Here is a 26,500-nt window from a genome sequence, read left to right on the forward strand (position 1 = left end):
GTGTTCGGTCGGGTTGCGCTAGGCCAGCGAGCCTATCTGCCCGGCGCCGGGGCGGAGGTGGTCCATATCCGGCAGGAAGGGTGCGAAAGCCGCCTCGTCCGTCCCGGTGAGAAAGGCCTGAAGGCCAAGCTTCTCAAGGGTTTGCGCCAGTGCCTCGCGGCGGGTTTCGTCCAGATGGGCTGCGATCTCGTCAAGCAGCAGCACGAGCGCCGAGCCCCCCTGTCCCTTCGCCGCCGCAGCCCTCGCCAGGATGAGCCCGATCAGGAGCGCTTTTTGCTCGCCCGTGGAGCAAAGCTTGGCCGGCATGGCCTTGCCGAGATGGGTGACGACGAGGTCCGAGCGGTGCGGGCCGACCAGGGTTCGCTTGGCGTCACGGTCGATGCGGCGGTTGCCCTGAAGGCGTGCTCTGAAGGCCTCCATCGCCGCCTCCGGGCCTTTCTCCCCGAGCATTAGGTCCACATCCCCTTCGATGAAGACCGAGGCCTGGGGGAAAGCCTCCTGACGCAGGGCTTCATAGCCTCGAGCTAGGCTCTCCGCCGTCTCACGCCTAGTGCCAGCGATCTTCACCCCCGAGGCGGCCATTTCGCTTTCGAGGGCTGAAAGGACCTGCGGCGGCGCGCCCTGCTCTAGCGCCGCCATGCGCTGGCGCATCGCTTTCTCGTAGCGGGCCGTATCCTCCGCATGGGCGGATGAGCCTGCGGCAGCGATGCGGTCGAGGAAGCGGCGGCGGTCGCCGGGCGCATCCATGAAGAGCCGGTCCATCGCCGGGGTAAGCCATAGGAAGCGGAGGAGGTCCGTCAGCGTGCCCGCTTTGCGCACGGGCTCACCGTCGATGCGGATCTCGCGCTTGTCGAAGCGGGGCGGCGGGATGGTCACCACCAAGCGCCGCTCATCCTCCCCGTCATCGCAGAGGGTGATACCAGCACCGGCGCCTTCCTCCGCCCCCTGACGGACCACTTCGGGAAGGCGAGAGCGGCGCAGGGTCCGGCCCGGCCCGAAGAGGGTCAGCGCCTCGAGGAGGTTCGTCTTGCCCGCACCGTTCGGCCCCGTGATGACCACGGAGCGCCCCGACAGATCGGCCTGAAAGCTTTCATAGGAGCGGATGTTGCGCAGAGTGAGCGCGGTGATGCGCACCCTGACCGCCTCCCGGTCAGACCCGCAGCGGCATCAGCACGTAGAGCGCGCTCTCATCTTCATCGTCGCGGATCACCGTGGGCGAGGCGGTGTCGGCGAAGGCGAAGGTCACCGTCTCGCCGTCGATTTGCGAGGTGATGTCGAGGAGATACTTGGCGTTGAAGCCGATCTCGATGGCGTCGCTCTGATAGTCCACGGCCAGCTCCTCGGTCGCGGTGCCGGTCTCGGGGCTGTTGACGTCGAGGGTCAGCTTATCCGCATCGAGAGCAAGCTTGACCGAGCGAGTCTTGTCCGCGGACACGGTCGAGACCCGGTCCACAGCCTTCGCGAAATCCGAAGGTGCAACACGCATCATCTTGTCGTTCCCCTGCGGAATGACCCGCGCGTAGTCAGGGAAGGTGCCGTCGATCAGCTTGGTGGTGAAGGCGATGTCCTCGAAGGTGAAGCGCACCCGGCCTGGCGCCACCAGCATCTCCACCGTCGAGCCCGCATCGTCGAGAAGCCTGCGAAGCTCGATCACCGCCTTGCGCGGCACGATGATGCCCTGAAGGCCCTCCGCCCCCTGAGGAAGCTTGCTGTCGAGCCGCGCCAAGCGGTGCCCATCGGTGGCCACGGCGCGAAGGGACGCATGCCCCCCATCCTCGAACGCATGCATGTAGATGCCGTTGAGGTAGTAGCGCGTCTCCTCCTGGCTCATGGCGAAGCGGGCCTTGTCGATGAGACGCGCCAGCTCGTCCGTCTCCACATGGAAACGCTGGCCGTCCTCGGCCTGGGGCAGCGAGGGAAAGTCGTCCTCGGGCAAAACAGCCAGGGAGAAGTCCGATGTCCCAGCGGAGAGCCGCAGGCGGCCTGCGCCGGTCTTCTCCAGCGCGACTTGCGTTCCGTCAGGCAGCTTCTTGACGATGTCGAACAGCGTGCCCGCCGCCGTCGTGGCGCTGCCAGGGGCGTCGGTGTCGGCGGGCACCTTCTCCACGATCTCGATGTCGAGGTCGGTGGCGGTCAGCGACAGGGTCCCGCCGTCAGCCTTGAGCAGCACGTTGGAGAGGATGGGGATGGTGTTGCGCCGCTCCACGACGGATTGGACGTGGGAGAGGGCTTTGAGAAGCGTTCCGCGCTCGATGGTGACTTTCACGGGGTACTGGCTCCTGGCTTGGCCGGTGATGCGGCCTGTCGAATCGCTACCGCCCTTGGGCGGGGCGTGGACAAGAGCATATCGCGCGAAACAAGGCTAGGGCCGGGTTTGGCGTGGTGCAGTGGGGACAAACTGTAGGGCGGCTCGCGCAGCGTGCCGCCCTACAATCCTGTTGCTCCAATCAGTCCCGGCCGAACTCGTCGAAGATCTCGGAGATGCGGGTGCCGAAGGTGGCATCGCTGCCCGCGAGAATCTCGGCGGTGCGGATCGAGTGCATCACCGTGGTGTGGTCGCGGCCGATCATCGAGCCGATGGCGGTGAGCGGCGTGTCGGTCAGTTTGCGGACGGCGAAGCAGAAGGCGTGCCGTGCCCGGACGATCGGCTGCTTACGCGAGCGGCCCATCAGCTCGTCCTTGGCGAGATCGAAGGTCTTGACGGTGAAGTCGAGGATCGCCTCGGGGGTGGCCTGGGGCTTGCGCTTGCTGAGGTGGTCGGAAAGCAGGGTACGGACGCTCTCATCGTCGAGCTCCCCGCCGAAATCGGCACGGGCTTCGGCGGCGACCTGGACCAAGCTCAGCGCGCCTTCGAGCTCACGGACGGAATCCTCGCAGCGGCGGGCGATAAAGTCGAGATGACGGGTGGGCACCGCCGTGCCGGTGCTGTCGGCGGCCTCTTCGGCGAACTGCTTGGCGATCTTGGTACGGAGGGCGAGGTCCGGCTTGCCCATGGCGACGCAGAGGCCGCCGGCCAGGCGGCTGGCAAGGCGGGGCGAAACCCCCGTCTCCGCCATCTTGGAGGGCGGCAGGGCACCGGCGACCATGACCTGCTTGCCCGCGCTCTTCAGCCGGTCGATGAGGCAGTCGAGCTCCTCCATCGTCCGCTTACGGCCTCTCAGAAGGTGGATGTCATCCACCAATAGCATGTCCGTGTTCTGAAGGAAGCTGCGCAGCTCCTTGTAGCTCTTCGAGATGAAGGCCTCGCACATATCCGCCATCAGGGCGTCATAGGTGAGGTAGAGCACGTTGTCGTTCGGGCGCTGGCGCAGCCATTCCTGGCCCACCGCGTTGAGAAGATGGGTCTTGCCGCGCCCCGCGGCGCCGTGGATCGTCGTCACGGACGGACTCTGCGCCTCCAGCACCTTCATGGCGGCGCGGTAGGCGAGGCTGTTGGTCTCGTTGGTGCGGAAACGGTCAAGGGTCATGCCCTGGGCGAAGGTCGCCGCGCCCTCGGCATCGAAGCTGGGTCGCTGGGCCTTGGCGGGCTTCGCCCCGCGGGGCTGGTCCGCGCGCCTGGTGCTGACGGGCATCCGGCGGGCCGCAGGCTTGGGCGCCGAGGCGTCCGCCGCGCTCGCCGACGCATGGTTCATACCGAGCTCGGGCGCACCCTTTATGTCGAGGTTCTTGACCGGGCTGATGCTGTCGGACCACATCTGGCGCATACGGACGAGGTAGCGCTGGGAGATCAGGCTGGCGGAGAAGCGTGTCGGCGCACAGAGCGTGACCTGCTCGTCGCTCGACTCGACCAGGCTCAGGCGGTCGAAATAGCTGTCATAGATGGCAGGGCCGAACTGCTCTTTAAGCTGCGTTTTGAACTGCGAAAACTGCTGCGTGGTCTGAGCGTTTTGCATGTCGAACCTATCCAATAGGGAATCGTTCGGCCCGAAGAGGCGAGCCGTGGAGGATTATCGTTTCAAGAGACAGCCGACGCCCGCCGACTGGGTTACCATATCGGCTGCGGGAGCCGAGAGTCTAGCGAAAACGACCCGAGGCCGAACCTTTCGCAGTCACAATAACGTACGCAGAACAATCAGTAAAAAGCTGGTTAAGAACGCAACAATTTTGGCGCTTCTGCGTCATTTTTTTCTCCCTAGATATGGCACCTGCCCGTGCCCGCCTACGAGGATCAAACTGCCCTGATAGACGAAAGATGACAAGCCGGTGACGCACCAGGAGATGGATTCGTTAATGGGGCCGGCAAGGGGGAAAACCGCTCAGAATCAGGAAGATTCAGCATGGCCGTTTCAGACTCACAGAAGAGAATCTTTTTCCACAGATCAGAGCAGTTATCCCGCGCAACAAAAAAGGCCGCCCACGGAGTGTAGGCAGCCTTCAAAAGGTTTGTTCCGCTAGCGGAAGGAAGCTTACGCGCTCAGAGCAGCGACCCGCTTGCTCAGCCGGGAGACCTTCCTCGACGCGGTGTTCTTGTGCATCACGCCCTTAGAAACGGCGCGCATGATTTCCGACTCGGCCGTGCGCAGGGCTTCCTGGGCAGCGCCGCGGTCACCGGTGGCGACGGCTTCTTCGAACTTGCGGATATAGGTACGCACACGAGAGCGGCGCGACTTGTTCACAGCCGTGCGCCGCTCGATCTTGCGGACCATTTTCTGTGCCGACGTGGTGTTGGCCATGGGCGGGTGAGATCCTTCTCGACGAAAAACGAGCGCGCGGCATACAAACCCGCCCCGCCCCCGTCAACGTGGAACTTGCGCTTTTTTCGGTTAGCGCTGGCAGGCGCTGCAGTAGAAGGTGGAGCGGCCGCCCTGCACCAGCCGTTTGACCGTCGCCCCGCAGCGACGGCACGCCTCGCCCTCCCGGTCATAGACATCGAAGCGCTGCTGGAAGCTGCCCTCCCCCCCATCGGCATGGGCGTAGTCGCGCAAGGTGGAGCCCCCCGCCTCGATGGCCTCGTCGAGCACGTCGTGGATGGCAGCTGTCAGCGCCGCCGCCCTCCCCTCGCCCACCGTGCCCGCCTGACGTTTGGGGCTGAGTTTCGCCCGGTAGAGCGCCTCGCAGACATAGATATTGCCGAGCCCCGCCACGACCCGCTGGTCAAGAAGCGCCGCTTTGAGGGGCGTCTTCTTGCCCGTGAGGCGCCTTCGAAGCTCGGGCGCGGTAAGGTCCGTGCGCAGCGGCTCCGGTCCCAGATGACCGAGCCTCGGTGACCGGGAGACGTCCCCACTCGGCAGCAGCTCGATGAAGCCGAAGCGCCTCGGATCGGCATAGGTCAGGCGGAACGCCTCTCCTTCCTTGCTCCTCAGTCCGACTTCGAGGTGCTCGTGTCCCTTAGGCGGGTCGGGGGCGTAGAAGGCGCCGGGCCGAACCTCCGCCGCGCCGGAAAGGGTGAAGCGACCCGTCATGCCGAGATGGGCCAGAAGGGTCTCGCCGGTGCTGAGCGGCATAAGCAGGTACTTGGCGCGCCGGTCGACGGACAAGATCTCCGCCCCGACAAGGCGCTCGGCCATCCTGTCGGGGAAGGGAAAGCGCAGATCGGGACGCCGCTGATCGACATGGGTGACGACCGCGCCGGTAAGTCGAGGCGCAAGGCCCCGCCTGACGGTCTCGACTTCGGGGAGCTCAGGCATGGCCCCGCCTAGAGCGCAGCGCCACAAAAGGGAATCCGGTTTCCTACCGGGGGAGAGCGCCCATCATGGCGTTCTTCTCGACGGCGTCGAGAAGGTCGAGGGACCGGATGAAGGCCTCCGCCTCCTTGCGGCTCGCCCCCTCGTCGCGGGAGAGCGGCATGGTGTGGGCACGGCCACGCTCGCGGACCTCGTCGAGCTCGGACTGCACCGCACCGGCGGCGATCCCGCGCAGGATCTCGGCACCGCGATCGGTGACTTCGAGGGCGGCGATCGGACCGCCGCGCTTCTCGAAGGTGATGATCGCCCGGCCGGGAAGGCGCGCGCTGGTGATATTGAACGCTTCTTCCGATTCAGCTTCCGGACGCTCTTTCTGGCGCCCTAAAAGTCCCATCAACATGTCCAACCCCTCGCTCGAAAGCTAACGGTCGCAAGACCGATGCCAGAAGGCTACAATGGAAAAAGCAATGTTGGGAAGAGCAAACAACGCTCTTTTCACACATATGTGCGGGAACTTTTGGAACATTCGTGCATCAGAAAGCACTTTCGCGCGCGTTGTGTTCTACCGTTACGGTTTTAGCGAGTTTGTTACTCTGGTTGCAGTCCTCAGGCCGCCTCACGTCACGGTTGGCTTCGGCCACCTTCTTCAGAACCGCCTCCGGGCGGCGGTGGGAGAGCGGTCCCGTTTTGAACCCGGCCAGGGTCAAAAGCATCTGCCGCCGCAGGAACGGGAGACGGTAGAGCCGGGCGAAGGCTGCGTCCCTGAGAGGCGGCAGCAGCGAGCTGTCCGACTGGAAGAACGGCGTCAGGGCGCGGCTCATCTGCTGGTAGAAGCCCCAGCACCCGGCCCGCTGCCGAACGAAGGCGCGCAGGGCAGCATCCACATGCTCTGAAGCCGCTATGGCCTCCGCGAGGGCGACCCCGTCCTGGATGGCGAGGTTCGCTCCCTGGCCGAGCTGCGGGCTCATACCGTGGGCGGCGTCGCCGAGAAAGACGATGCCCTCGCCGGCGGGGGCGGAGAGAACCACGTCGTTATAGGTGGCGGGGACGAGGTCGCCCGGCTTCTCGAAGACACCGATCTCCTCCTCGATCTCCGGCCAGATGGAGGAGACTTCACGGCGCCACGCGGCCATGTCGGTTTCCGGCCATTCCTGGAGCTGCGCGATGGGCAGGCTCCAGAAGAAGGCGGCCAGCGGCCCCTCCCCTTTCGGGCCTCGGCCGATGGGCAGGCGGCCGATCATCTTGGCCGCGCCGCGGTAGCGCTGCTGCAGCACGGTCTCATGCCCCCGCCTCATCGGCATGATCCCCCAGACCGCCCCGAAGGGGTAGGGCTTGGCCCGCTCCGTCCGCCCCGGCTCGCGCAGCACCGAGCGGGCGCCGGAGGCATCCACCACGAGATCGAAGGGGCCGAGCTCGCCTTCTTCCGCGGCTAACACGCGCTTGCCGTCCTGCAAGCGGTGCCCGGTCACCATCCTGCCGGTGACGAGCGCCGCCCCTTCGAGAAGGGCCGCCTCGAGCAGCCTATCGAAGAGAACGCCGCGGTGAATGCCGAAGCCGAAGGCGCCGGGATGAAGGTCGGGATAGGCGACATCGAACACCGCGCGGCCTTTCTCCGTGCGGCCGTCAAGGCGTAGGATAGGCTGACCGGCGCCCAGGACCTCGTCCAGAAGACCGAGCTCGCCTAGGGCCGCAAGACCAGGGGGCTGAAGGAGCAGGCCCGCGCCCAGCGGCTTCGGATCGCCAAAGCGCTCGATCAGGGTCACCTCGTGCCCCTGCCGCCTCAAAGCGATGGCCGCCGCCATGCCCCCAAGGCCGCAGCCGACGATCGCGATGCGCAACATTCCTAACATGCTGTCATGTGTGGTGATGCGGAAGGGTCGTTCCAAGGGGCGGGGTGACGCAGCGGCGCGTTCGAGCGGCGTATCGGTGGTTTGGTCCGGGAGGAGGTCAGGCAGCACTGAAACCCGCCCGCCAGGGCTTGGCGGCGGCTGCGTGGTGGTGGAGGCTGGAGCGGATGGGTCATCGTCGCTTCAGTCTGGTTGTGTAGGCTGCAACGCTGCACCATCCGCTCCCGGTGCGCTGACGAGAGGCCGGCTGCGGAAGGGGGCTCTGGGTCCCTTACAGGGCAGTCAGCGCTTCAAGCTCTCGCTGCCCATCTCTGTCAGAAGGGTCCCACCTTACCGGGATGAACCTCCCTCCCCGGAAGCGATCCGAGGGAGATGCGCAGAGCACCGCCTCCCCGCCTGAACAAGCTACCGGTCAGCTCCACCATGCGGGAAGAAGCAGGGAGACTATACGGGAATACGAAGGGGCGGGGATAAGTGGGTGTGCGGCGGCCCCCTCCGCCCCTTACGGGGCACCTCCCCCACGGGGTGGGGGAGGGAAGCAGCGCTTCGTAGGGCGGTTCGCGAAGCGTGCCGCCGTTCACGAGGCCCCAACCGTTGCAAGGCGGCACGCTTCGCGAGCCGCCCTACGGGCCGTGCCTTGCTCCCTCCGTCATCCCGGACAGCAAAGCTGATCCGGGACCCATGGACTGGGGCGGGCAAACCGCGCTCCCGCTGTTCCGGTGACTACCCATAGGCCATGGGTCCCGGATAGCGCTGCGCTCTTCCGGGATGACGGGGGAAGAAAGAGAAGGGCGGCCCCTGGCGGGACCGCCCTTCTCCAATTTTGCCAGTGAGCGAGACTTCTTAGAAGTCCATGCCGCCGCCAACGGATCGGCCTTGGCCGATCCGTCAGCTTGTTCTTGCATGGGCGCTACCGCTCACTTCGCTCGCTGTTTGAGCGCCGGGCGGAAGCCAACTTCTAAGCGCTGCTTAGAAGTCCATGCCGCCCATGCCGCCCATGCCGCCGCCGGGCATGGCGGGGGCGCCGCTGTCTTTCTTCGGCGCGTCGGCGATCATGGCTTCCGTGGTGATCAGGAGGCCGGCCACGGAGGCTGCGTCCTGGAGCGCGGTGCGGACCACTTTGGCCGGGTCGACGATGCCGGCCTGGAGCAGGTCACCATACTCTTCGGTCTGGGCGTTGAAGCCGTAGGTGTTGCTGCTTTGCTCGAGCAGCTTGCCGACCACGATGGAGCCTTCGACACCGGCGTTCTCGACGATCTGACGCAGCGGCGCCTGGAGGGCGCGGCGGACGATGTTGATGCCGGCTTCCTGGTCGGCGTTCTCGCCGGTCAGGCCTTCGAGAGCTTTGGAGGCGTAGAGAAGCGCCGTGCCGCCGCCGGGGACGATGCCTTCTTCCACGGCCGCGCGGGTAGCGTTCAGGGCGTCATCGACGCGATCCTTGCGCTCTTTCACTTCCACTTCCGTAGCGCCGCCGACCTTGATGACCGCAACACCGCCGGCGAGCTTCGCCAGGCGCTCCTGCAGCTTCTCACGGTCGTAGTCGGACGAGGTGTCCTCGATCTGCTGGCGGATCTGCGAGGTGCGGGCTTCGATGTCCGACTTCTCGCCGACGCCGTCAACAATGGTGGTGTCGTCCTTGTTGATGACGACACGCTTGGCCGTGCCGAGCATGTCGAGGCCGACATTCTCGAGCTTGATGCCGAGATCCTCGGAGACGACCTGGCCGCCGGTGAGGATGGCGATGTCTTCCAGCATGGCCTTGCGGCGATCGCCGAAGCCGGGAGCCTTGACGGCTGCGACCTTCAGGCCGCCGCGCAGCTTGTTGACGACGAGGGTGGCGAGGGCTTCGCCTTCGACGTCCTCAGCGATGATGAGCAGAGGACGGGAAGACTGAACGACGCTTTCCAGCAGCGGAAGCATGGCCTGCAGGTTGGAGAGCTTCTTCTCGTGAAGGAGGATGTAGGGGTCTTCGAGCTCGACCGACATCTTCTCGGCGTTGGTCACGAAGTAGGGCGAGAGGTAGCCGCGGTCGAACTGCATGCCTTCGACGACGTCGAGTTCGGTCTCGGCGGTCTTGCTCTCTTCGACCGTGATGACGCCTTCATTGCCGACCTTGTCCATGGCGTGGGCGATCATCTCGCCGATGGAGGCTTCGCCATTGGCCGAGATGGTGCCGACCTGGGTGATGCCCTGGCTGCCTTCGACCGGTTTGGCGTTGGACTTGATGGTCTCGAGGACGCGGGCCACGGCGGTGTCGACGCCGCGCTTGAGGTCCATCGGGTTCATGCCGGCGGCGACGTATTTGGCGCCTTCCTTGACGATGGCTTGGGCGAGGACGGTGGCGGTGGTGGTGCCGTCACCGGCGACGTCGTTGGTCTTGGAAGCGACTTCCTTGACCATCTGCGCGCCCATGTTCTCGAACTTGTCTTCGAGCTCGATCTCCTTGGCGACGGAGACGCCGTCCTTGGTCACGCGGGGGGCGCCGAAGCTCTTCTCGATGACCACGTTGCGGCCTTTCGGGCCGAGGGTCACCTTGACGGCGTTGGCGAGGATATCGACGCCTTTGAGCATGCGCTCACGGGCATCGGCTTCGAAGCGGACTTCTTTAGCTGCCATGTTTCAATTCCTTGGTGTTCAGGTTGATGCTTGCGACTCTAGGCCCCGGACGCGCGTCCGGTTCAGGCTGCACACCGGCTGTGTCCGGGAGCTCCTTCTGCATAGGAGCCAACGCCGAACCGGCCGGGACCGCCCCTCGGCGTCAGCCGAGGATACCGAGGATGTCGCTTTCCTTCATGATGAGCAGGTCTTCGCCGTTCAGCTTGACCTCGGTGCCGGACCATTTGCCGAACAGGATCTTGTCGCCGGCCTGGACGTCGAGGGGCGTGATGTCGCCGTTCTCGGAGCGGGTGCCGGAGCCGACGGAGACGACTTCGCCCTGCTGCGGCTTTTCCTTGGCGGTGTCGGGGATGATGATCCCGCCAGCGGTCTTCTCGTCCTCTTCGGTGCGGCGCACGAGAACCCGGTCGTGGAGCGGTCTGAAAGCCATGAATGCTCTCCCGTTTGATGTGGTCTGATCGAGATGCAGCCGGTTAGCACTCACGCGGCCCGGCTGCTAACGAGCTACTTAAGGGCTGCCGGGCGAGCGTCAATAAGTTTGATGCGGAGATTTTCGTAGGGTGGTTCGCGCCACAAAAGACTGCTTAGGCGTGAAGTTGGGCCTCTGTGTCGAACGCCGCATCCGGCTTGCGCTTGCCCCTTCCGGGATGAGGTCCACGCAAGAAAGGCTACAGAGTTTCCTAACGCCTCGTTCATCAACCTTGCGATTCCGTGATCGTAGGATAGTATCACGAGCATGACCCGCGCCTTTCTCGTGACCGCCCTAGGAGCCGCCGCCCTCGCACTTTCCGCCTGCGAGACCACCCCTTCGGCCGGTTCAGCTGGATCGCAAGGCGACCTTCCGGCGCCACTCGGTGCGGCGCCAGGCTTTGCCCCCGAAGCCAGCCTCCAGCTCTGCCCGCGCATGACGGTGAGCAACGCCCCCGCCGCCGATGCGGAAGGTAGCGTCAGAGGCTACCACCCCTTCGCCGATATTGGCGGGGTGGCGGTGCTCGTGAACCCGGCACCGAAGGCCTGCCTCAGCTCCGCCTTCGGGCAGCGCAGCGGCAGGCTGCACAAGGGTCTCGACTACCAAAGCGATCCGGCAGGTCCGGTCCTGGCCGCCCAGGCGGGGACGGTGGTCGAGTCCGGCTACCGCGACGATTACGGCCAGTATGTCCTGATCGACCACGGAAGCGGGGTCTTCACCCGCTACGCCCACCTCGCCACCCTGACCGGCGCCGCCCGAGAAGGAAGAGTGGTCCAGCTCGGCGTCATGGGCAACACGGCGAGCTACCGCATCCCGGTGCACCTGCATTTCGAGGTACTGACCGGCGACTACGCCACGGCGAAGAAGAGCTTCGGCCTCAAGCCGGTCGACCCGCTGAAAAGCGTGAAGGCCCGTGCCGCGAGCTGAGCTTGGTTCTCTCTCCCGCGGGAGAGATCGACATTCATAGTGTCGAGAAAGGGGAAGCAGCCTGGCTTTCCTCCCCTCTCGCCCAATCGGAAGATTTGGACCTCTCCCCAGGGAGAGGTAGAGCCGCTTCATGACCGATGAGGAAGCGATGGAGCGCGCGATGGAGCTGGCCAGGGCGGCGGCGGAGGCTGGCGAGGTGCCTGTGGGCGCCGTGCTGCTGAGTGCCGAGGGGCAGGTTCTGGCCGAAGCGCATAACGCGCCTATCACCCGCTGCGACCCCTCGGCCCACGCCGAGATGCTGGCGCTGCGCCAGGGGGCGGAGGCGCTCGGCAACTACCGCCTCACCGGCTGCACCTTGGTGGTGACCCTGGAGCCCTGCGCCATGTGCGCGGGCGCCATCAGCCATGCACGCATCGGGCGGCTCGTCTACGGAGCCTCCGACCCCAAGGGCGGGGCGGTGGCGCACGGGCCGGAGCTGTTCGAGCAGCCGACCCTCCACCACCGGCCCGAGGTCTCAGGCGGTTTGCGGGCGGAGGAGGCTGGCGGTCTCCTCAAGGGTTTCTTCCGTCTGCGCCGCCGGTGAGCGGGTCAGCTTGAAGGCTGCGCCCGCGCCGATCAGGGCTGCGATGGTGCCGGTGAGGCCGCCGGGGAAGGTCAGGGCGAGGCCCTGGGCCATGGCGACGATGTTCACGCCGAGGGCCACGACACCGGCGAGGATGGAGACACCGCCCAGCACTTTCGATAGCCCGCTGCTCCGTTTCAGGAGCGCGTAGCCAAGACCGGCTGCGCCCGCGCCGAGAAGAGCCTTGCCGAGGAAGAAAAAGAAGAAGGACAGGTTCAGGACGCCGATGGTGAGGGCGAAGTTCGCCTCGCCCGCCGTGCCGAAATTGCGGAACAGGCCGATGCCAATGGCCGTCGAGACGAGACCGGCGATGCTGCCGAAGGCGACGGCGTTCCATGAGGCCCGCTCGGAACCAGCCTGCTGGGCGAGACCCAAAGCGGCGATGGCCCCGATGGCGAAGCCCACCGTTTCGGTCAGCCACACGGTGACGATCTCGCTCCAGCGGTTCGTCACATAGGCCTCGAAGCCCGCATAGCCCGGCTCGGACGGGCCGCCGAGGGTGCTCATATAGACGGCGGTGGTGGCGACGGGGATGAGAAGCCCGGCGGTCGCGGCGATGCCGGCCCGGCTTCTCTCGGCACTGTTGTTCATGTCAGCTTCCTTTCCGGCCTGTCATGGGCCGATCTGCGTTGGGCCATCATTCGCTGGGGCGGGCCGATCGGTTACACGCGAAGAGCCGTCTGGCAGCGGAAGCTCTTTGACCCCCTCCCCCGCTGCGTGCGAAGACGGGCCGAACGAGGAAACATCCGAAGGAAGCGCCATGCATTTCGAGCACTCCGACAAGACCAAGGATCTGATCCGCCGGGTCGAGGACTTCATGTCGGCCCATGTCTGGGACGGCTACGAGACCTATAAGAAGCAGCACGCCGAGCTGCGCGCGAAGGGCGACCCCTGGCAGATCCCCCCGGTGATCGAGGAGCTCAAGGACAAGGCGAAGGATGCAGGCCTCTGGAACATGTTCCTGCCCGACAAAGAGCTTGGCGCGGGGCTGACCAACCTCGAATACGCGCCGATCGCGGAAGTAACCGGCAAGTGCCACATCGCGCCGGAGGTCTTCAACTGCGCCGCCCCCGATACGGGTAACATGGAGGTGCTCTACAAGTACGGCACCGACGCGCAGAAGGAGGAGTGGCTGATGCCGCTCCTCGACGGCAAGATCCGCTCGGCCTTCCTCATGACCGAGCCTGCGGTGGCCTCCTCGGACGCGACGAATATCGAGTGCCGCATCGAGCGCGACGGCGACGAGTATGTCATCAACGGGCGCAAATGGTGGAGCTCCGGCGCGGGCGATCCTCGGTGTGCCATCTATATCGTGATGGGTAAGACGGACCCCTCCGAGGCGACCTATAAGCAGCAGTCGATGATCCTCGTGCCCGCGAACACGCCCGGTATCACGGTGGAGCGTCACCTGCCCGTCTTCGGCTATGACGATGCACCCCACGGCCATATGGAGGTCGTGCTCGACAATGTCCGCGTGCCTGCCTCAAACATGCTGCTCGGCGAGGGTCGCGGCTTCGAGATCGCCCAAGGGCGCCTAGGGCCGGGCCGCATCCACCACTGCATGAGGACGATCGGCGCGGCCGAGCGGGCGCTCGAAGCCATGGTCCGGCGCCTCGGCAGCCGCGAGGCGTTCGGCAAGCCGGTCATCAAGCACTCCATCTGGGAACAGAGGATCGGCGAGGCGCGCATCAATATCGAGATGACCCGTCTCCTCTGCCTCAAAGCCGCCTGGATGATGGACACGGCGGGCAACAAGGCCGCAAAGGGCGAGATCGCCATGATCAAGGTGGCAGCGCCGAACATGTGCCTCAAGATCATCGACGACGCGATCCAGGCCCATGGCGGCGCAGGCGTCTCGGACGATTTCCACTTGGCCGAGATCTACGCGCATATGAGGACGCTGCGCCTCGCAGACGGGCCGGACGAGGTGCACAACAGGGCGATCTCACGGCTGGAGGCGGGACGCTACTTCAACCGCGACGGCTCTGAAGTGGTGCACGGAGCACAGGCCGGATACGGGCAGACATCTTAGTTGAGAGGCGCTACCGTCGGCCTGACCGGCCTCCTACTTGAGCGCTTCGTAGCCGGTCCACCTCAGGTGGAAGAAAAGGTCCGGGGGACCTTTTCTAGGCGGAGAAGGCCACGGCAGTGGCGCTCGACTTCGCTGCGCTCCGCTCGCGTTCTTCGGGGGCGAGGTGATACTCGTAGGGTGGACGCTGGCAGGCGGCCACCTCTTCAGGGGCAAAACGCCGCGCAAGGTGGCCGCTGCTCGCGTCCACCCTACGGGGAGAAGATAGTTTCAGCCTACGCCGCTTTCGTGGCGCGCCCTGCGTTCCAGGCGAAAGGCTGGAAGGCCTTGTCCACCGGCGTGTCGGCGATGTGGTTGACGTAGTTGGACAGCACCTTCTGGGACAGGCCGAGAATCACGTCGAGCACGGCGCGTTTGTCGAAGCCTGCGGCGTAGAAGGCCTCGAGGTCGTCCTTGGACACCTCGCCTTTCTCGCGCACCACGGACAGGGTGAACTGGCGCAGGGCCTCGAGGCGGCTGTCCGCCAGCGGACGTTCCTCGCGCAGAGCATTGGTGACGTCGTCGGAGACGCCTTGGCTCTTCGCAATGGCTGTATGGGCCGGCACGCAGTAGTGGCAGTGGTTCTCGACATTGATCGTCTGCCAGACCACCGTGCGCTCCTCATTGGTGAAGGAGGTCGCCTGGAAGAGCTCGTGCAGCTTCTGATAGGCCTCCAAGTGCTGCGGGCTCTCCGCCATCACGCCGTGGAGGTTGGGGATGGAGCCGAAGGCCTTTTGCGAGCCCTCGAGCAGCGGCTTGGAGCCTTCGGGGGCTGACTGGATATCGTGGATGGTGAAGTCGGACATGGTCGTTCTCCTGATGACGCTACGCTGACAAACGCGCAGCCCTGATGGGTGCTTTCGGCACCTGACAGGGGCATCTTCGCCAAGGACACGGCGAGGTTTCTTCGGCCACGCAGGCGTGAGAATGGTGGCCCCGCCAAAGCGGGAGAACGAGGGGAAGCCTCGACGGGGCCGTAGAGGGAGAGGTTAGTCGCTCTCGCCTTCATCATCGTCGGTCTCGATCTCGACCGAGCCTTCTGCGCCGAGGACCATGGCGCCGCTGGTGCAGGCGGCTTCCGTCTTCGCCTTGGCCTTCACCTCATCGCCCTCGGCGAGCATGGCGTAGAACTCCGCGCTGCCGGTCTCGACATCCCCGATCTCGAAGCCGTCCGGCTCGGAGAGGCCTGTCGTCTCGACGGTTACGTCCAGAAGCTCGAAGCTGACGCCGCTATTGATGGCACCGACAGGAGCCTTCAGCGAGCAGCCCTCGCCGATGTCGCGGCGGCGGGAGACCTTGGTCCATACCACCTCGCCGTTCTCGTCCGTGTAGCCCATGGCCCGGACCTTATCCATGACCTGAAGGCGGGCGATGAAGTCGACGGGCTTGAGGCTGCGGCCTGCGCCCTGCTGGGCGAGCTTGTCCTGGACGCGACTGTCCTCGGTCGGGGTGACGACCACGCCGAGGCGCGTGGTGAAGCTGCCCGTGCCCGTGTCGATCGAGGCGATCTCGTCCACGATGGCGACGTTGTTCTCGACCTCCACCTCGAACTCGTCGAGCGTGAGAACGCCGCGGCCGTCGAAGGTGCCCTCGATTTCGATCCGCTGGCCGACAAAGGGGACGAGCGCGGAGGCGTCGTAGACTTCGAAGGTCTGTCCCGAAACGACGATCGCGTGGATGTCGAGCGTGCTGGTATCGACACGGTCCAGGATGCCTTCGATCTCGAAAGCCTCGCCGTCCTCACCGAAACCCTGTTCGGCGCCCAGCTCGATCTCGACGGCGATGTAGTTGTCGTTCTCGTCGATGTCGGCCTTCACCTCGACAAAGGTGCCGACAAGGTTCTGGCTGATGACGAGGTCGTCTTTCACCTCGGTGGCGGCGGTCACCTCGAAGCGGGCCTCGTTGATGACGATGGCCTCGCCGTTGCCGATGACCTCGTCGACGAAGCCCTTGACCTCGATCTCGTCGCCGTCCTCGTCCGGGTCGCCCGCTTCCTGGCGCTCGAGAAGATCGACGCGGCTGGCGATGAGGCCGTCGGCGGTCACCGTGCCCGAGACCTCGACGAAGACCGCGCCTCCATGGGCCGGGGAGAGATCGGTCAGGTCGAAGACATTGTCGCCGTTTCTGTCCGTGAAGTCCTCGGAGAGCACGGTCAGCTCATCGACCACCACGTTCTGGCCGACCACCTTGAAGCTGCCCAGAAGCGGATCGTCGGCATCGGCGTCGATCCGCACGACGGGGCCGCGAATGTCCTCGTCATACTCGACCTCGTCCGCCTCATAGGTGCCGTTGGCGAGACGCCTCGCCTCGATACGGACCCTGTGGCCGAGCTTGAGGAGGGACTGGCCGCCGCCCACGCCGTTCTGACCCTCGACCTGGACGATGGTGGAGTTCAGCACCTCGAATTTCTTGCCGCCCACATGGATGGAGCCGAAGCCGGTGATCGGCCCTTCCACCGTGACCTTCTGGGGAGCGTTGCCTCCGCTCTGCTGGTTCGGGGTGTCCCTGGTGGGATCGGCGGGGTCGTCGCTGGAGCCGCCGCCGCAGGCGGCAAGTGCGGCTGCAAGCGCGATCATCGATGCGCGAAGCGTAAGTTTCATGAATTCCTGCCCTTTTGTTCTTGCCCTGAAGCCGCCTATCCAAACGAACACGCAGCCGTGAGGCGAATGAGTTTTTGGCAAGCCGCCGGCACCCACCGGTAGCTTGTGGCTTGGGGAGAAAATGAGCGGCGGTTCTCACCGGGCGGTTCGCAGACGCTGTCGGACTTGTTTCAAATGCCCGCCGACAGCCCTCCTATCGTCCTTTCCGAAAACGACGAGCTTTCACCTGCCCTCACCCTCACTCGGCTCTGGCCCTCCTAGGTCCAGGCGCCTTAGGTCGAACCCATGAACGAGGTCCCGCCCATCATCCTTTGCAGCGCCGGCATCGTCGTCGGCGCGCTATCGCTACTGATCGCAGCGCTTTTGAGGGCGAAGGCGGGGCGGGCGGTGACGTTTTGGGGCGTTCTCTTCTCGGCCTCGGTCATCGGGCTGTCTCTCGAGGACCTGCTGCCGCCGCCCTACGACCACGGCGCGGGGCTGGCGGCCACCTTGATGGCGGGGAGCTTCTGGCCCTTTACGCTCTACCTCTTCGGCACGGACCGACGGAGGGAGGTCGTGCTCGGGCCGATGGCGGTGATCATGACCGTCTTTGTTGTTGGGCACCTCTTTCCCATCCACCGGGAGGCCATGCTGGTGCACCGCTTCGTCATGATCGCTATCGGCGCCATGGTGGTGGGACTGGTCTGGCGCAGCGAGGAGGACGACCTCGACCCGGTGCGGCGGCAGATCAGACGCCCGCTGATCGGGCTGATCGGCGTCTGGGTGGTCTTCGTGTCGTTCCTCGGCGCGCTGGCGAGTTTCGGGCTGCGGCCCGATGCCTTTCTCTTCGTGGACGAGATGGGCACGGCGGTGATCGCGCTCATCGGCACGATCCTGTTCACCGCGCCGCGGCCAGGTCTCTTCGCCGCGCCTAGAGCGGCGCCGCCGCAGCCGGAGCTGAAGCAGCACGCCGACACCCGCCTCCTCGAAGCCCTGCGCCGGGCCATGGAGGAGGACGAAGCCTGGCGCGAGGAGGGTCTGACCGTGGGCGCCCTGGCCGAGAAGCTCGGCACCCAGGAGCACCACCTCCGGCCCCTCATCAACCGCGAGCTCGGCTACCGGAACTTCGCCGCCTTCATCAACGAGCACCGACTGAGGGAGGCCAAGAGACGGCTGCGGGCGGAGGAGCACGCCTCGGACACGGTGGCGAGCATCGCCTTTGCCTGCGGCTTCGCCTCCCTCGGCCCCTTCGGCCGGGCCTTCAAGGCGGCGGAGGGGGTGACGCCGTCGCAGTACCGCCGGGGGGCTGGCCGATCCTCGAAAAAGCTCACCGATTTCGAAGAAGGGGGCGCTAGGTCCGGGATCGGCGAGACGGAGACCTCCCGCCCCGGCAGTCTGCAGGTCGATGCCTGACAACAAGGAGACGAGCCATGGACATTCTGACCGAGTGGGCGATGCGCGTGCCCCACGGCATCGTCCGCGACCTGGAGCGCTACGCCATCGCAACGCTGATCGTCTGGTTCGTGTTGTGGGTGGCGCTGCGCTCGGTGCTGCACTTCCGCAAGATCAGAGAGGACAGCCCGGCCCGCTCGCAGATGCTGATGGAGTTCCTGCACTCGCTTCGTTCCATCGCCATCTTCTCGGTGATGGGGTCCCTCATCTGGCTCGTCTACCGGCTGGACCTCGCCCCCTGGGAGGAGGTGAACGAGAGGCTCACCGGCCCTTACTGGTTCTGGGGGTCGATCGCGGCGATGATCGTGGCCCACGACGCCTACTACTACTGGACCCACCGCTGGATGCACCAGCCGAGGAACTTCCGCCTCTGGCACCGGCGCCACCATCGTTCGAACAACCCCTCCCCCTTCACCGCCTACAGCTTCGACATCCGCGAGGCGGCGCTGATGGTGAGCTTCATCCTGGGCTGGGAGCTGATCGTGCCGAACCCGCATGGCTCAACGGGGATGTACGTCATGATCCTCCTGTTCAAGAACACGCTCTTGCATTCGGGCTACGAGCTGATGCCGCGCTGGAGGGGGAAACCGCTCCTCGACTGGATGACGACGACCGTGCATCACGACCTCCACCACAAGCGGGCGGGCACGAATTTCGGGCTCTACTTCACCTGGTGGGACCGCTGGGGCGGCACCGAGGACCCCACCTACCACGCCGAGTTCGACCGGGTGACGAGCCAGTGGGGCAGAAAGAAGCTCCCCCTCGCCCCCGCCGCGCCGCTGGTCTGAAGCCCCTTCCCCTCCGCCGTCATCCCGGAAGGCGCACAGCGCCTATCCGGGACCCATGGAACGGGCCGAACAAGCTACGCTGCCGTTGTAGCTGCAGTCACCCATAGGCCATGGGTCCCGACTCTTCGGCCGGGATGACGGCGCATCCTCCTTGTGCAAACCCGCGCTACTCGTGAAGAGAGGGAGAAGGTCCGGCAACAAGGAGCCCGCCATGCGCAAGGTCTATGTCCTCATCAAATGCGAGCTCGGCAGAGCCTATGAGGTGGCGGAGAAGCTGGGCTGGCTGGAGCGGGGGCCGGAGGTGGACTCGATCTCCGGCGAGCACGACCTCATCGCGAGGCTCTATCTCGAGCATGACGAGGATATCGGCCGGGTGATCGCCAACGAGATCCACGCGGTACCGGGCATCAAGGACACCCAGACCCTGATCTGCTTCAAGGCCTTCTCCAAGGACGAGGGTCCCAAGGCCGAGTGAACCTCTGGCCCGGTCGTCTGTTCAGCTTTCAGCGGCCACACGAGGAGGAGCCTGACCATGGCGCAGCAGCACGCAGCGAGGGCAGAGACCGGCGGTGATATGGACGATGCCCTGCGCGAGCGCTTCGAATGGCTGCCCTACAGGCTCCTAGGCGGGGCGGCTCTTTTGGGCTGCGCTGCGGCCCTCATCGCCGACGTGGTGATGTGGTTTCTCGTGGAGGGCTACTCGCCGGCGGCGCAGACCATCAGCGAGCTTGGGGCGGGGCCTCACCAGGCCGTCCAGGACGGCGGGATCACGGCGTTCTCGATCGGCACGGCCCTCCTCGGGCTGGGGCTGACCCTGCGCGGGCGCGGCGGACGGACGGCCATGTCGGTCCGGGCGGCGGTGTTCCTCCTGGCCGTGGTGATCGCCGCCATCGCGCTCTATAACGAGTACGGCGACGGGGACACGGACGGGCTGGAGATCCACCGCTATCTTCTGGGGGCGCTCTACCTCCTCGTGCCCTTCATCCTTTTCTTCGGCCACCGCGCAGCCCCCATTAGGCATAAGAGCACCAAACAGGTCTGCCGCTACGCCGCCATCGGCTGGCTGGTGCTGGCGCCCCTCTTCTTCGTGGTCCCCGAGGGCTGGAACGGCGCCTATGAGCGGGCACTGGCTCTGGTGCTCGTGGGGGCGGTGGGCATCTCCGCCTGGCGCCTCTTCCGCAGCCCGGCGGAAGAGACCGACTAGCCGCGAGGCTGTCCCCCGATTACGGGGCCGGGCAGAGCGGCTCTCTCGAAGCATCTCGAACGGTTCGCTTCATCAACAGGCAGGAATTGTTCTGCCCGTTTTACGGCCTAATTTGAGACAACAGCGCTACAGACCGCGCCATTACTGGTTTTCATCGGCCCCAACTTTTTTATAGTTAAGTCATATTAGCTATCTCTTTTAGTACGTTTTTATAAAAGTCCGACGCAGATTGCCCTCAGAACGAACGAGGGCGATATGGCCATGCTACGCAAGACACTGATGATGACCGCGGCGAGCACCGTGCTGACGACGGGGGTCTCGTCTGCTCAAACGAGCAGCGGTGAGGAAGCCGTAGCTTTCAAACCCATGTTCGGGGACATCGTGGCTTTCCAGGGCGATATCCTTCCCTTCACCCGCATGACCAACTCGCTGACGGGGGACATCACTCCTTTTGCTGGCGACTTGGTTCCCTTTGCTGGAGATCTGGTCCCCTTCACGGGCGATCTCATCCCCTTCGCCGGCGACTTCCAGCCCTTTCACGGCGACTTCACCCCGTTCTACGGCGACATCAGCCCCTTCTGGGGGGACATCACCCCGTTCTGGGGCGACATCATGCCCTTCCGCGGCGACACTTCGCTGAGCGGCGACATCGTTCCCTTCTGGGGCGACCTCATCCCCTTCGCCGACGGCGACGTGGTCGAGGGCGGCCTCGGCAACTACTGGGCCGAGATCGGCCCGATGTGGGGCGACATCTACGCTTTCTGGGGCGACACCGCCGAGGCCTCCTCGCCCGACTGGGAGAACGTCCGCGACGAGTTTGCGGGCCTCGTCTCCTTTAGCGCCGAGCGCTGGGGCACCGCCGTCGCTCAAGAGACCGGCAAGGACTTCTACCAGGGCTTCGCCAACGAGCTTCTCAGCGCCTTCGGCCTGGACCTCGACGACCCCGCCTCCTTCGCAGAGATGGACGCCGCCAGCCGCTCGGCCTTCTTCATGGCCTGGTATGACGGCCTCATGGCCTTCAGCGGGATCGACCAGATCGACCACTGGATGCCGCAGATAGGTTGGAGCCCGCTTCTGACCCAGGAGCAGGGCGCCGGGCGCGACGCCCGCGTCGGTCTGATCGACGCCTCGATCAGCCTGCAGGAGGACACGTTCGAGTACCTCGTCCATGCCGGCGGGTACGAGGTCGAGACTACCGGTCACGGCGCCGCCGTCGCCAGCCTGATCGCCGCCCGCCACGATGGTCAGGGCACGATGGGCATCGCGCCGAACGCCACCGTCTACGCCTACAACCCCTTCGATGCGACGGGTACGGCAGACACGCCGGACATCGCCGATGCTGTCAGCACGCTCGCCGGTATGGGTGTCAGCGTCATCAACATGTCGCTCGGCGTTCCGGGTGCCACCTTCCACCAGGATCTGGCGGACGTGATGACCGATCCGGGCCTTCGCGCCTTTGCCAATGACGTTCTGGTGGTCACCGCCGCCGGTAACGAAGGCGCCGTGCAGACCACGGATGTTGTCTGGGGCCAGGGCGGTCTTCTGACCAGCAACCTGATCCTCGTCGGCTCGGTAGATGTCACCGGCCAGATCTCCAGCTTCTCCAACCGTCCGGGCGAGGCCTGCTTCGTCTCCGCAAGCGGCAACTGCGCCGAGGGCGACCGCCTGATGGACCGCTTCCTGGTCGCTCCCGGCGAACTTCTTCTGGTGGCGGACAATCAGGGCGGCACCATGCGGGCCAGCGGCACGTCGTTTGCCGCGCCGCTCGTCACCGGCGCCATCTCGCTTCTCCACGACCGCTGGCCCTGGCTGCAGCAGCACCCCGAGGAGACGGCGGAGATCATTTTCGCCACCGCCCAGGACCTCGGCGAAGAAGGCGTCGACGCGGTCTACGGCCACGGTCTTCTCGATGTGGAGGCGTCCCAGTCGCCCATCGACTTCGCCGACCTCACCGTCTACGCAGGCAACAGTAACATCGCCTACCGCACCAGCATGGGCCGTGTGAAGGATGCCGTCCTCGATCCGGGTACGCTCGATCTTCTCGACAACGGCGGCTACTACCTCATCGCCTTCGAGAATGTCGGCGATACGAGCCGGGACTTCCGCGTACCGCTGAGCCAGATGCTGCACGGGGTGAACACCTCCCTGTTCGGCCGTGTCGAGACCTTCCAGCGCCACGTCGCCCGCAGGCTGATGGACTGGGCGCACACGACGAGCGCTGCGGGCTTCGCGCCGCAGACCCTGGCTGCCACCCGCGAGTGGAGCCTCAGCTTCACCCCCACCGGCACGGGTCAGGGCGAAGGCTTCATCCGCTTCCATTCGGAAGAAGACGGCCTGACCATGGTCGGCGGCCTCGGCACCGGGCTTCACAATCTCAGCCAGGTCGAGGGCTTCACCGCCCCCGACGCCTTCGATCCGCGCCGCGGCGGCGCCAACCCGATGCTGGGTCTTGCCGCAGGCGGCAGCTTCGCTGCCGTCGCCAAGGAGCTGACGGGCAGCCTCAGCCTGACGGTCGGCTACGCAGGCACGCCGTTGGAGCAGGTGCAGCAGGACCTCTTCACCGGCGCGCCGATGAACGGTGAGCGGACCTTCGCGGTACAGAACAACGTCGCGGCCCACACCGAGCTCTCCTACGCTCCCAGCGAGCGCATGACCCTCGGTTTCGGCGTCACCGCGCTCAACGAAGGCGACAGCGTCCTCGGTGCCCAGGGCGGCGGCGCGCTCGCCGTCGGCGAGAGCACGAGCAGCGTCGGTCTGACCCTTTCGGGGCGCCTTGGCCTGACCGAGCGTCTCGGCCTCTCCGCCACGGCCACCGGCATGCGCGCGCTGGCCACCGACACGAACCAGGCGGGTCTGGGCGTCGCAGGCGGCGGCATCCTCGCCAGCTCCTTCCGCGTCGAGGCCAACATGACCTCGCTCCTCAAGGAAGGCGACCGCGTCACCCTCGCGGCCATCCAGCCCCTCAATGTCGAGGCCGGTGCGCTGAGCTTCAACCAGGCCCAGGTCACCGACCGCGAGACCGGCGAGCTCGGCATGGCGTCGAACGAGTGGGGCCTGTCCGGCGGACCGCGCCACCTCGCCTTCGAGAGCGCCTACGCCGCCTCGTTCAGGGACGACCGGATGCAGCTCTCCGCCTTCACCCGCTACGACCTTAACGATGTGGACATGACAGGCAGGCACAATGCTCTGTCAGTGGGTGCGCGCCTGGCGTTCACCTACTGAGCCTTGGGGAAGGGGCTGAAGGGGAACGCAGTGCACAAGCCGCGGCTTTCATCGCGAAACGGGGGCAGGCCATGGCGGTCTGCCTTCGGCCTGATCGCCCTTGGCATCTGCGCCGCCATCCAGCAGCCCGCCTGGGGCGCTGGGGACAGCGCTAAGCCCGAAGCGGTAGAGGCGGCTGAGCCCGAAAACCCGTCGAGCCTTACCGGCAGCGGCGATCAGGGCGGCGGCAGCGCGCCGGAGCCGCAGGACTATAAGGGCTTCGTCGAGCGGGCCAAAAGCGCCATGATGACCGCGCCCGAGGAGGCCTTCCAGGCCGCGGAGAAGAGCTACGCCCTCGCCGCTGCCGGGGCATCCGACCAGACCGAAGCCATGGCGACCTCCCTCTGGCTCAAGGCCGAAGCGGGTCTTCGCACCGGAAGGGGGGACGAGGCCGCCGAGGCTGCGCGCCTTGGCCTATCGCTCATAGAGGACCGCCCGGACCTCGCCCTTCTTGCCGCCGACCTCACCCTCGCCAGGGGCCGGATCGCCGGGCAGGACGGCGATATCGAGCTCGCCGTGCGCAGCTACCACGAGGCGTACGATCTCTATGTGACGCTGGGGAATGCCAGGAAGGAGAGCCTCACCCTTCAGTCCCTCGGCTCCGTCCACCGCGATGCGGAGAGCTACGAGAAGGCGCTGGACTTCTTCAACCGTGCCAAGATGGTCTATGACGGCGACGACATCGTCCGCCTCTCCATCACCAACAATGTCGGCAACATCCTCCGCGATACGGGGAAGTATGACGAGGCCATGGAGCGCTTCGACGAGGCCGTCGAGATCGCGACGGAGATGGGAAGCGACGTCCTCGTGGCAAGGGTTCTGACCAATGTCGCGCAGCTCGAACTGGAGCGCGGACGGCTGGATGCCATGGAGGAGGTCATCGAGCGCGCCGGCGCCCTCCTGCAGACCGAAGAAGGCGCGCGCTGGCTGCGCTTCGTTCACGGGGCGGAGGCCGAACTCGCCCTTGCCAAGGGCGATACGGTGAGGGCGCTCAGCGCTCTCAAGCTCGGCTTCGAAGGCATCGACCCGACCACGACCACTATGGCCTTCCGCGAGATGCACCAAACGGCGGCCAACGCCTACGACCGCGCGGGTCTCTACCGGCTGGCCTTCGTTCACCTGACCCAGTTCAAGCGCCTTTCCGACGAGGCCAAGTCCCTCTCCACTTCGGCCAACCTCGCCCTTCTGGGTGCGGAGTTCCAGTTTGCCGAGCAGAAGCTCAACATCACTCGCCTGGAGAACCAGTCCCGCGTGACCATGGCCGAGCTCGACGCGGCCGAGGCCAAGCAGCGCTCCTTGCGCGCGATCATCGTCAGCGGCGGACTGGTCCTCATGGTGGCGGGCGCCATGGGCTTCCTGACCATCCGCAACCAAGAGAAGATCAAGCGCATCAACGGCGATCTGTCCGAGACCGTCTCGAAGCTGAGCGAGGAGATCGGCGCCCGCGAGCAGGTCGAGAAGGACCTGATCGTGGCGCGCGACAAGGCCGAGGACGCCGACCGGATGAAGTCGGTCTTCCTCGCTACGATGAGCCATGAGCTCAGAACACCGATGAACGGCATTCTGGGCTTCACCGAGGTCCTCCTGTCCGGCGATCTGACCGAGGAGCAGCGCGAGCAGATCGAGATCATCGACCAGTCCTCCGGCTCGCTCCTGACGCTGATCAACGACATCCTCGATATCAGCCAGCTCGAGGCGGGCAAGTTCAAGCTGCGCGAGATGGATTTTGACCTCCGGGTCACCGCCTTCAACGCCGTCAAGCTGCTGCGAGCCAGGGCGCTCGAGAAGCACCTCTCCCTCATCGTCGATGTGGAGGAGGACGTGCCCGCCCAGGTGCATGGCGACGAGGACCGGCTGCGCCAGATCATCCTCAACCTCGTCGGCAACGCGGTGAAGTTCACCGAGCAGGGCTGCGTCGTCCTCAGGGTGATGCGCGGCGATGCGCCCGGCGAGATACGCTTCGAGGTCCATGACAGCGGCATCGGCATCCCCCAGGACAAGATCGCGACCCTCTTCGACCGCTTCTCCCAGGTGGACGGCAGCCATACCCGCAAGCATGCGGGATCGGGCCTCGGCCTCGCCATCTCCAAGGAGCTCAGCCACGCCATGGGCGGCACCATCGCCTGCAGCTCCGAGCCGGGCGTGGGCAGCGTCTTCTCCTTCACGGCCCGGCTCATCCCCGAGGGTGCAGCGGCGAGCGAGCCGATCAAGCAGCGCTATGCGGGCCGCCAGGTCGCGCTTCTCGATCCCCTTCCCCTGCGCCGCGAGGCGATCGCCCGCATCGCCGCACGCAGCGGCGCCGAAGTGCTCCGCCTGCCCAAGCCCGCCGAGGTGGCGGGGGCGGATCTGGTGCTCGTAGGAGGCGACGGGACGAGCTGCGCCGCCAAGGACGCGGCGGTGGTTCGCCAGTCGGGAGCGGAGCCTGCCAAGGTGCTCGGCTACGGCCTGCAGGACAAGGCCGCCTCGGGCTCGATCGGCTCTATCCTCGACCCCATCATCACCAATCCGAGCCTCGGCAAGGCCATGAACGCTGTCCTCCTGGGTGAAGGAGAGGAACACAAAGAGCGTAAGACGGTCTCGGCCATGCGCTCGGGCAGCGCCAAGGCGATGACCGAGGACCTGACCGGGCGCAAGGTGCTGATCGTGGACGACGTGGCCGCGAACAGGAAGCTGGTGGAGTGCATCCTCAAGCAGTTCGGGGTGGCTTGCGTTCTGGTCGAGAACGGCCAGGAGGCTGTGGAGGCCGCGCAGCACGAGAGCTTCGGGATCATCCTCATGGACGTCTTCATGCCCGTCATGGGCGGGCTGGAGGCGGCCCGCACCATCAAGCGCGGCGGCGGGCTGAACGCCAGCACGCCCATCTTCGCCCTCACCGCCTCCCCCTCGGCGAGCGAGCGGCAGGAGGCTCTCGACGCAGGCATGAACGGCGTCCTCACCAAGCCCATCGACGTCGCCAAGCTGCGCAAGGTGGTGGTGGATACGCTGACCGGGCGGCTCGACCCCGGCGCCCATCTGGCGGAAGAGGCCTAGGGGCCGGACCCCG

General features: G+C 65.7%; 22 protein-coding genes. 9 read left to right on the top strand and 13 right to left on the bottom strand.

The window, feature by feature from the left end:
* Positions 1 to 18: 18 nt before the first annotated feature.
* From recF to groES, 9 genes are all read right to left on the bottom strand, one after another.
* On the bottom strand, positions 19 to 1,134 hold the full coding sequence (gene recF / locus NOG11_RS05190; RefSeq protein ID WP_256618626.1) for a DNA replication/repair protein RecF: 1,116 nt from the start codon (positions 1,132 to 1,134) through the stop codon (positions 19 to 21).
* A gap of 16 nt (positions 1,135 to 1,150) precedes the next feature.
* On the bottom strand, positions 1,151 to 2,266 hold the full coding sequence (gene dnaN / locus NOG11_RS05195; RefSeq protein WP_256618627.1) for a DNA polymerase III subunit beta: 1,116 nt from the start codon (positions 2,264 to 2,266) through the stop codon (positions 1,151 to 1,153).
* A gap of 181 nt (positions 2,267 to 2,447) precedes the next feature.
* Positions 2,448 to 3,893, bottom strand: a complete 1,446-nt coding sequence (locus tag NOG11_RS05200; protein ID WP_256618628.1) for a DnaA ATPase domain-containing protein — start codon at positions 3,891 to 3,893, stop codon at positions 2,448 to 2,450.
* Positions 3,894 to 4,406: 513 nt separating this feature from the next.
* The gene (gene rpsT, locus NOG11_RS05205) at positions 4,407 to 4,673 is read right to left on the bottom strand and encodes a 30S ribosomal protein S20 (protein WP_256618629.1); all 267 of its coding nucleotides are present in this window, start codon (positions 4,671 to 4,673) and stop codon (positions 4,407 to 4,409) included.
* A gap of 90 nt (positions 4,674 to 4,763) precedes the next feature.
* Positions 4,764 to 5,627, bottom strand: coding sequence for a bifunctional DNA-formamidopyrimidine glycosylase/DNA-(apurinic or apyrimidinic site) lyase (gene mutM, locus NOG11_RS05210; RefSeq protein ID WP_256618630.1), 864 nt, complete (start codon positions 5,625 to 5,627; stop codon positions 4,764 to 4,766).
* 43 nt (positions 5,628 to 5,670) lie between these two features.
* Positions 5,671 to 6,024, bottom strand: coding sequence for a hypothetical protein (locus tag NOG11_RS05215; protein WP_256618631.1), 354 nt, complete (start codon positions 6,022 to 6,024; stop codon positions 5,671 to 5,673).
* A 133-nt stretch (positions 6,025 to 6,157) separates the two neighbouring features.
* On the bottom strand, positions 6,158 to 7,465 hold the full coding sequence (locus NOG11_RS05220) for an FAD-dependent oxidoreductase (RefSeq protein WP_256618632.1): 1,308 nt from the start codon (positions 7,463 to 7,465) through the stop codon (positions 6,158 to 6,160).
* 975 nt (positions 7,466 to 8,440) lie between these two features.
* Entirely contained in the window at positions 8,441 to 10,087 is a 1,647-nt protein-coding gene (gene groL, locus NOG11_RS05225) for a chaperonin GroEL (protein WP_256618633.1), read from the bottom strand.
* Positions 10,088 to 10,229: 142 nt separating this feature from the next.
* Positions 10,230 to 10,517 carry a co-chaperone GroES gene (gene groES, locus NOG11_RS05230; RefSeq protein WP_256618634.1) on the bottom strand — a complete coding sequence of 96 codons (288 nt, stop codon included), beginning with the start codon at positions 10,515 to 10,517 and terminating at the stop codon, positions 10,230 to 10,232.
* A gap of 306 nt (positions 10,518 to 10,823) precedes the next feature.
* On the opposite strand from groES, the gene NOG11_RS05235 reads away from it, so the two are divergent.
* Positions 10,824 to 11,483 carry a M23 family metallopeptidase gene (locus NOG11_RS05235; RefSeq protein WP_256618635.1) on the top strand — a complete coding sequence of 220 codons (660 nt, stop codon included), beginning with the start codon at positions 10,824 to 10,826 and terminating at the stop codon, positions 11,481 to 11,483.
* Positions 11,484 to 11,613: 130 nt separating this feature from the next.
* Positions 11,614 to 12,066, top strand: a complete 453-nt coding sequence (gene tadA, locus NOG11_RS05240) for a tRNA adenosine(34) deaminase TadA (protein ID WP_256618636.1) — start codon at positions 11,614 to 11,616, stop codon at positions 12,064 to 12,066.
* Here tadA and NOG11_RS05245 read toward each other — a convergent pair.
* Entirely contained in the window at positions 11,998 to 12,696 is a 699-nt protein-coding gene (locus tag NOG11_RS05245; protein WP_256618637.1) for a hypothetical protein, read from the bottom strand. The genes tadA and NOG11_RS05245 overlap by 69 nt on opposite strands.
* A 169-nt stretch (positions 12,697 to 12,865) precedes the next feature.
* On the opposite strand from NOG11_RS05245, the gene NOG11_RS05250 reads away from it, so the two are divergent.
* A complete protein-coding gene (locus NOG11_RS05250; RefSeq protein WP_256618638.1) occupies positions 12,866 to 14,137 on the top strand; it encodes an acyl-CoA dehydrogenase family protein in 1,272 nt (423 codons plus the stop codon).
* A gap of 94 nt (positions 14,138 to 14,231) precedes the next feature.
* Here the strand turns inward: NOG11_RS05250 and NOG11_RS05255 are convergent, their stop codons facing one another.
* The 3 genes from NOG11_RS05255 to NOG11_RS05265 all read right to left on the bottom strand — a co-directional run bounded on the left by NOG11_RS05255 (position 14,232) and on the right by NOG11_RS05265 (position 16,773).
* A complete protein-coding gene (locus tag NOG11_RS05255; protein WP_256618639.1) occupies positions 14,232 to 14,384 on the bottom strand; it encodes a hypothetical protein in 153 nt (50 codons plus the stop codon).
* Between the two features lie 25 nt (positions 14,385 to 14,409).
* Positions 14,410 to 14,979: a carboxymuconolactone decarboxylase family protein gene (locus tag NOG11_RS05260; RefSeq protein ID WP_256618640.1), complete on the bottom strand. Its 570-nt coding sequence runs from the start codon at positions 14,977 to 14,979 to the stop codon at positions 14,410 to 14,412.
* A 183-nt stretch (positions 14,980 to 15,162) separates the two neighbouring features.
* A complete protein-coding gene (locus NOG11_RS05265; RefSeq protein WP_256618641.1) occupies positions 15,163 to 16,773 on the bottom strand; it encodes a DUF5666 domain-containing protein in 1,611 nt (536 codons plus the stop codon).
* A gap of 285 nt (positions 16,774 to 17,058) precedes the next feature.
* Between NOG11_RS05265 and NOG11_RS05270 the strand changes: the two genes are divergently transcribed.
* The 6 genes from NOG11_RS05270 (at position 17,059) to NOG11_RS05295 (ending at position 26,487) form a co-directional block, all read left to right on the top strand.
* Positions 17,059 to 18,165, top strand: a complete 1,107-nt coding sequence (locus NOG11_RS05270) for a helix-turn-helix domain-containing protein (protein WP_256618642.1) — start codon at positions 17,059 to 17,061, stop codon at positions 18,163 to 18,165.
* A 17-nt stretch (positions 18,166 to 18,182) separates the two neighbouring features.
* Complete coding sequence (locus NOG11_RS05275; protein WP_256618643.1) at positions 18,183 to 18,992, top strand: sterol desaturase family protein; 810 nt, start codon at positions 18,183 to 18,185, stop codon at positions 18,990 to 18,992.
* Positions 18,993 to 19,203: 211 nt separating this feature from the next.
* Positions 19,204 to 19,467, top strand: coding sequence for an Lrp/AsnC ligand binding domain-containing protein (locus NOG11_RS05280; protein WP_256618644.1), 264 nt, complete (start codon positions 19,204 to 19,206; stop codon positions 19,465 to 19,467).
* Positions 19,468 to 19,524: 57 nt separating this feature from the next.
* On the top strand, positions 19,525 to 20,196 hold the full coding sequence (locus NOG11_RS05285; RefSeq protein ID WP_256618645.1) for a DUF998 domain-containing protein: 672 nt from the start codon (positions 19,525 to 19,527) through the stop codon (positions 20,194 to 20,196).
* Between the two features lie 255 nt (positions 20,197 to 20,451).
* Positions 20,452 to 23,418, top strand: coding sequence for a S8 family peptidase (locus NOG11_RS05290; RefSeq protein ID WP_256618646.1), 2,967 nt, complete (start codon positions 20,452 to 20,454; stop codon positions 23,416 to 23,418).
* Positions 23,419 to 23,448: 30 nt separating this feature from the next.
* The gene (locus tag NOG11_RS05295; RefSeq protein WP_256618647.1) at positions 23,449 to 26,487 is read left to right on the top strand and encodes a tetratricopeptide repeat-containing hybrid sensor histidine kinase/response regulator; all 3,039 of its coding nucleotides are present in this window, start codon (positions 23,449 to 23,451) and stop codon (positions 26,485 to 26,487) included.
* Positions 26,488 to 26,500: the final 13 nt, after the last annotated feature.

It is taken from the genome of Parvularcula maris (genome assembly GCF_024505085.1).
Classification (GTDB): domain Bacteria; phylum Pseudomonadota; class Alphaproteobacteria; order Caulobacterales; family Parvularculaceae; genus Parvularcula; species Parvularcula maris.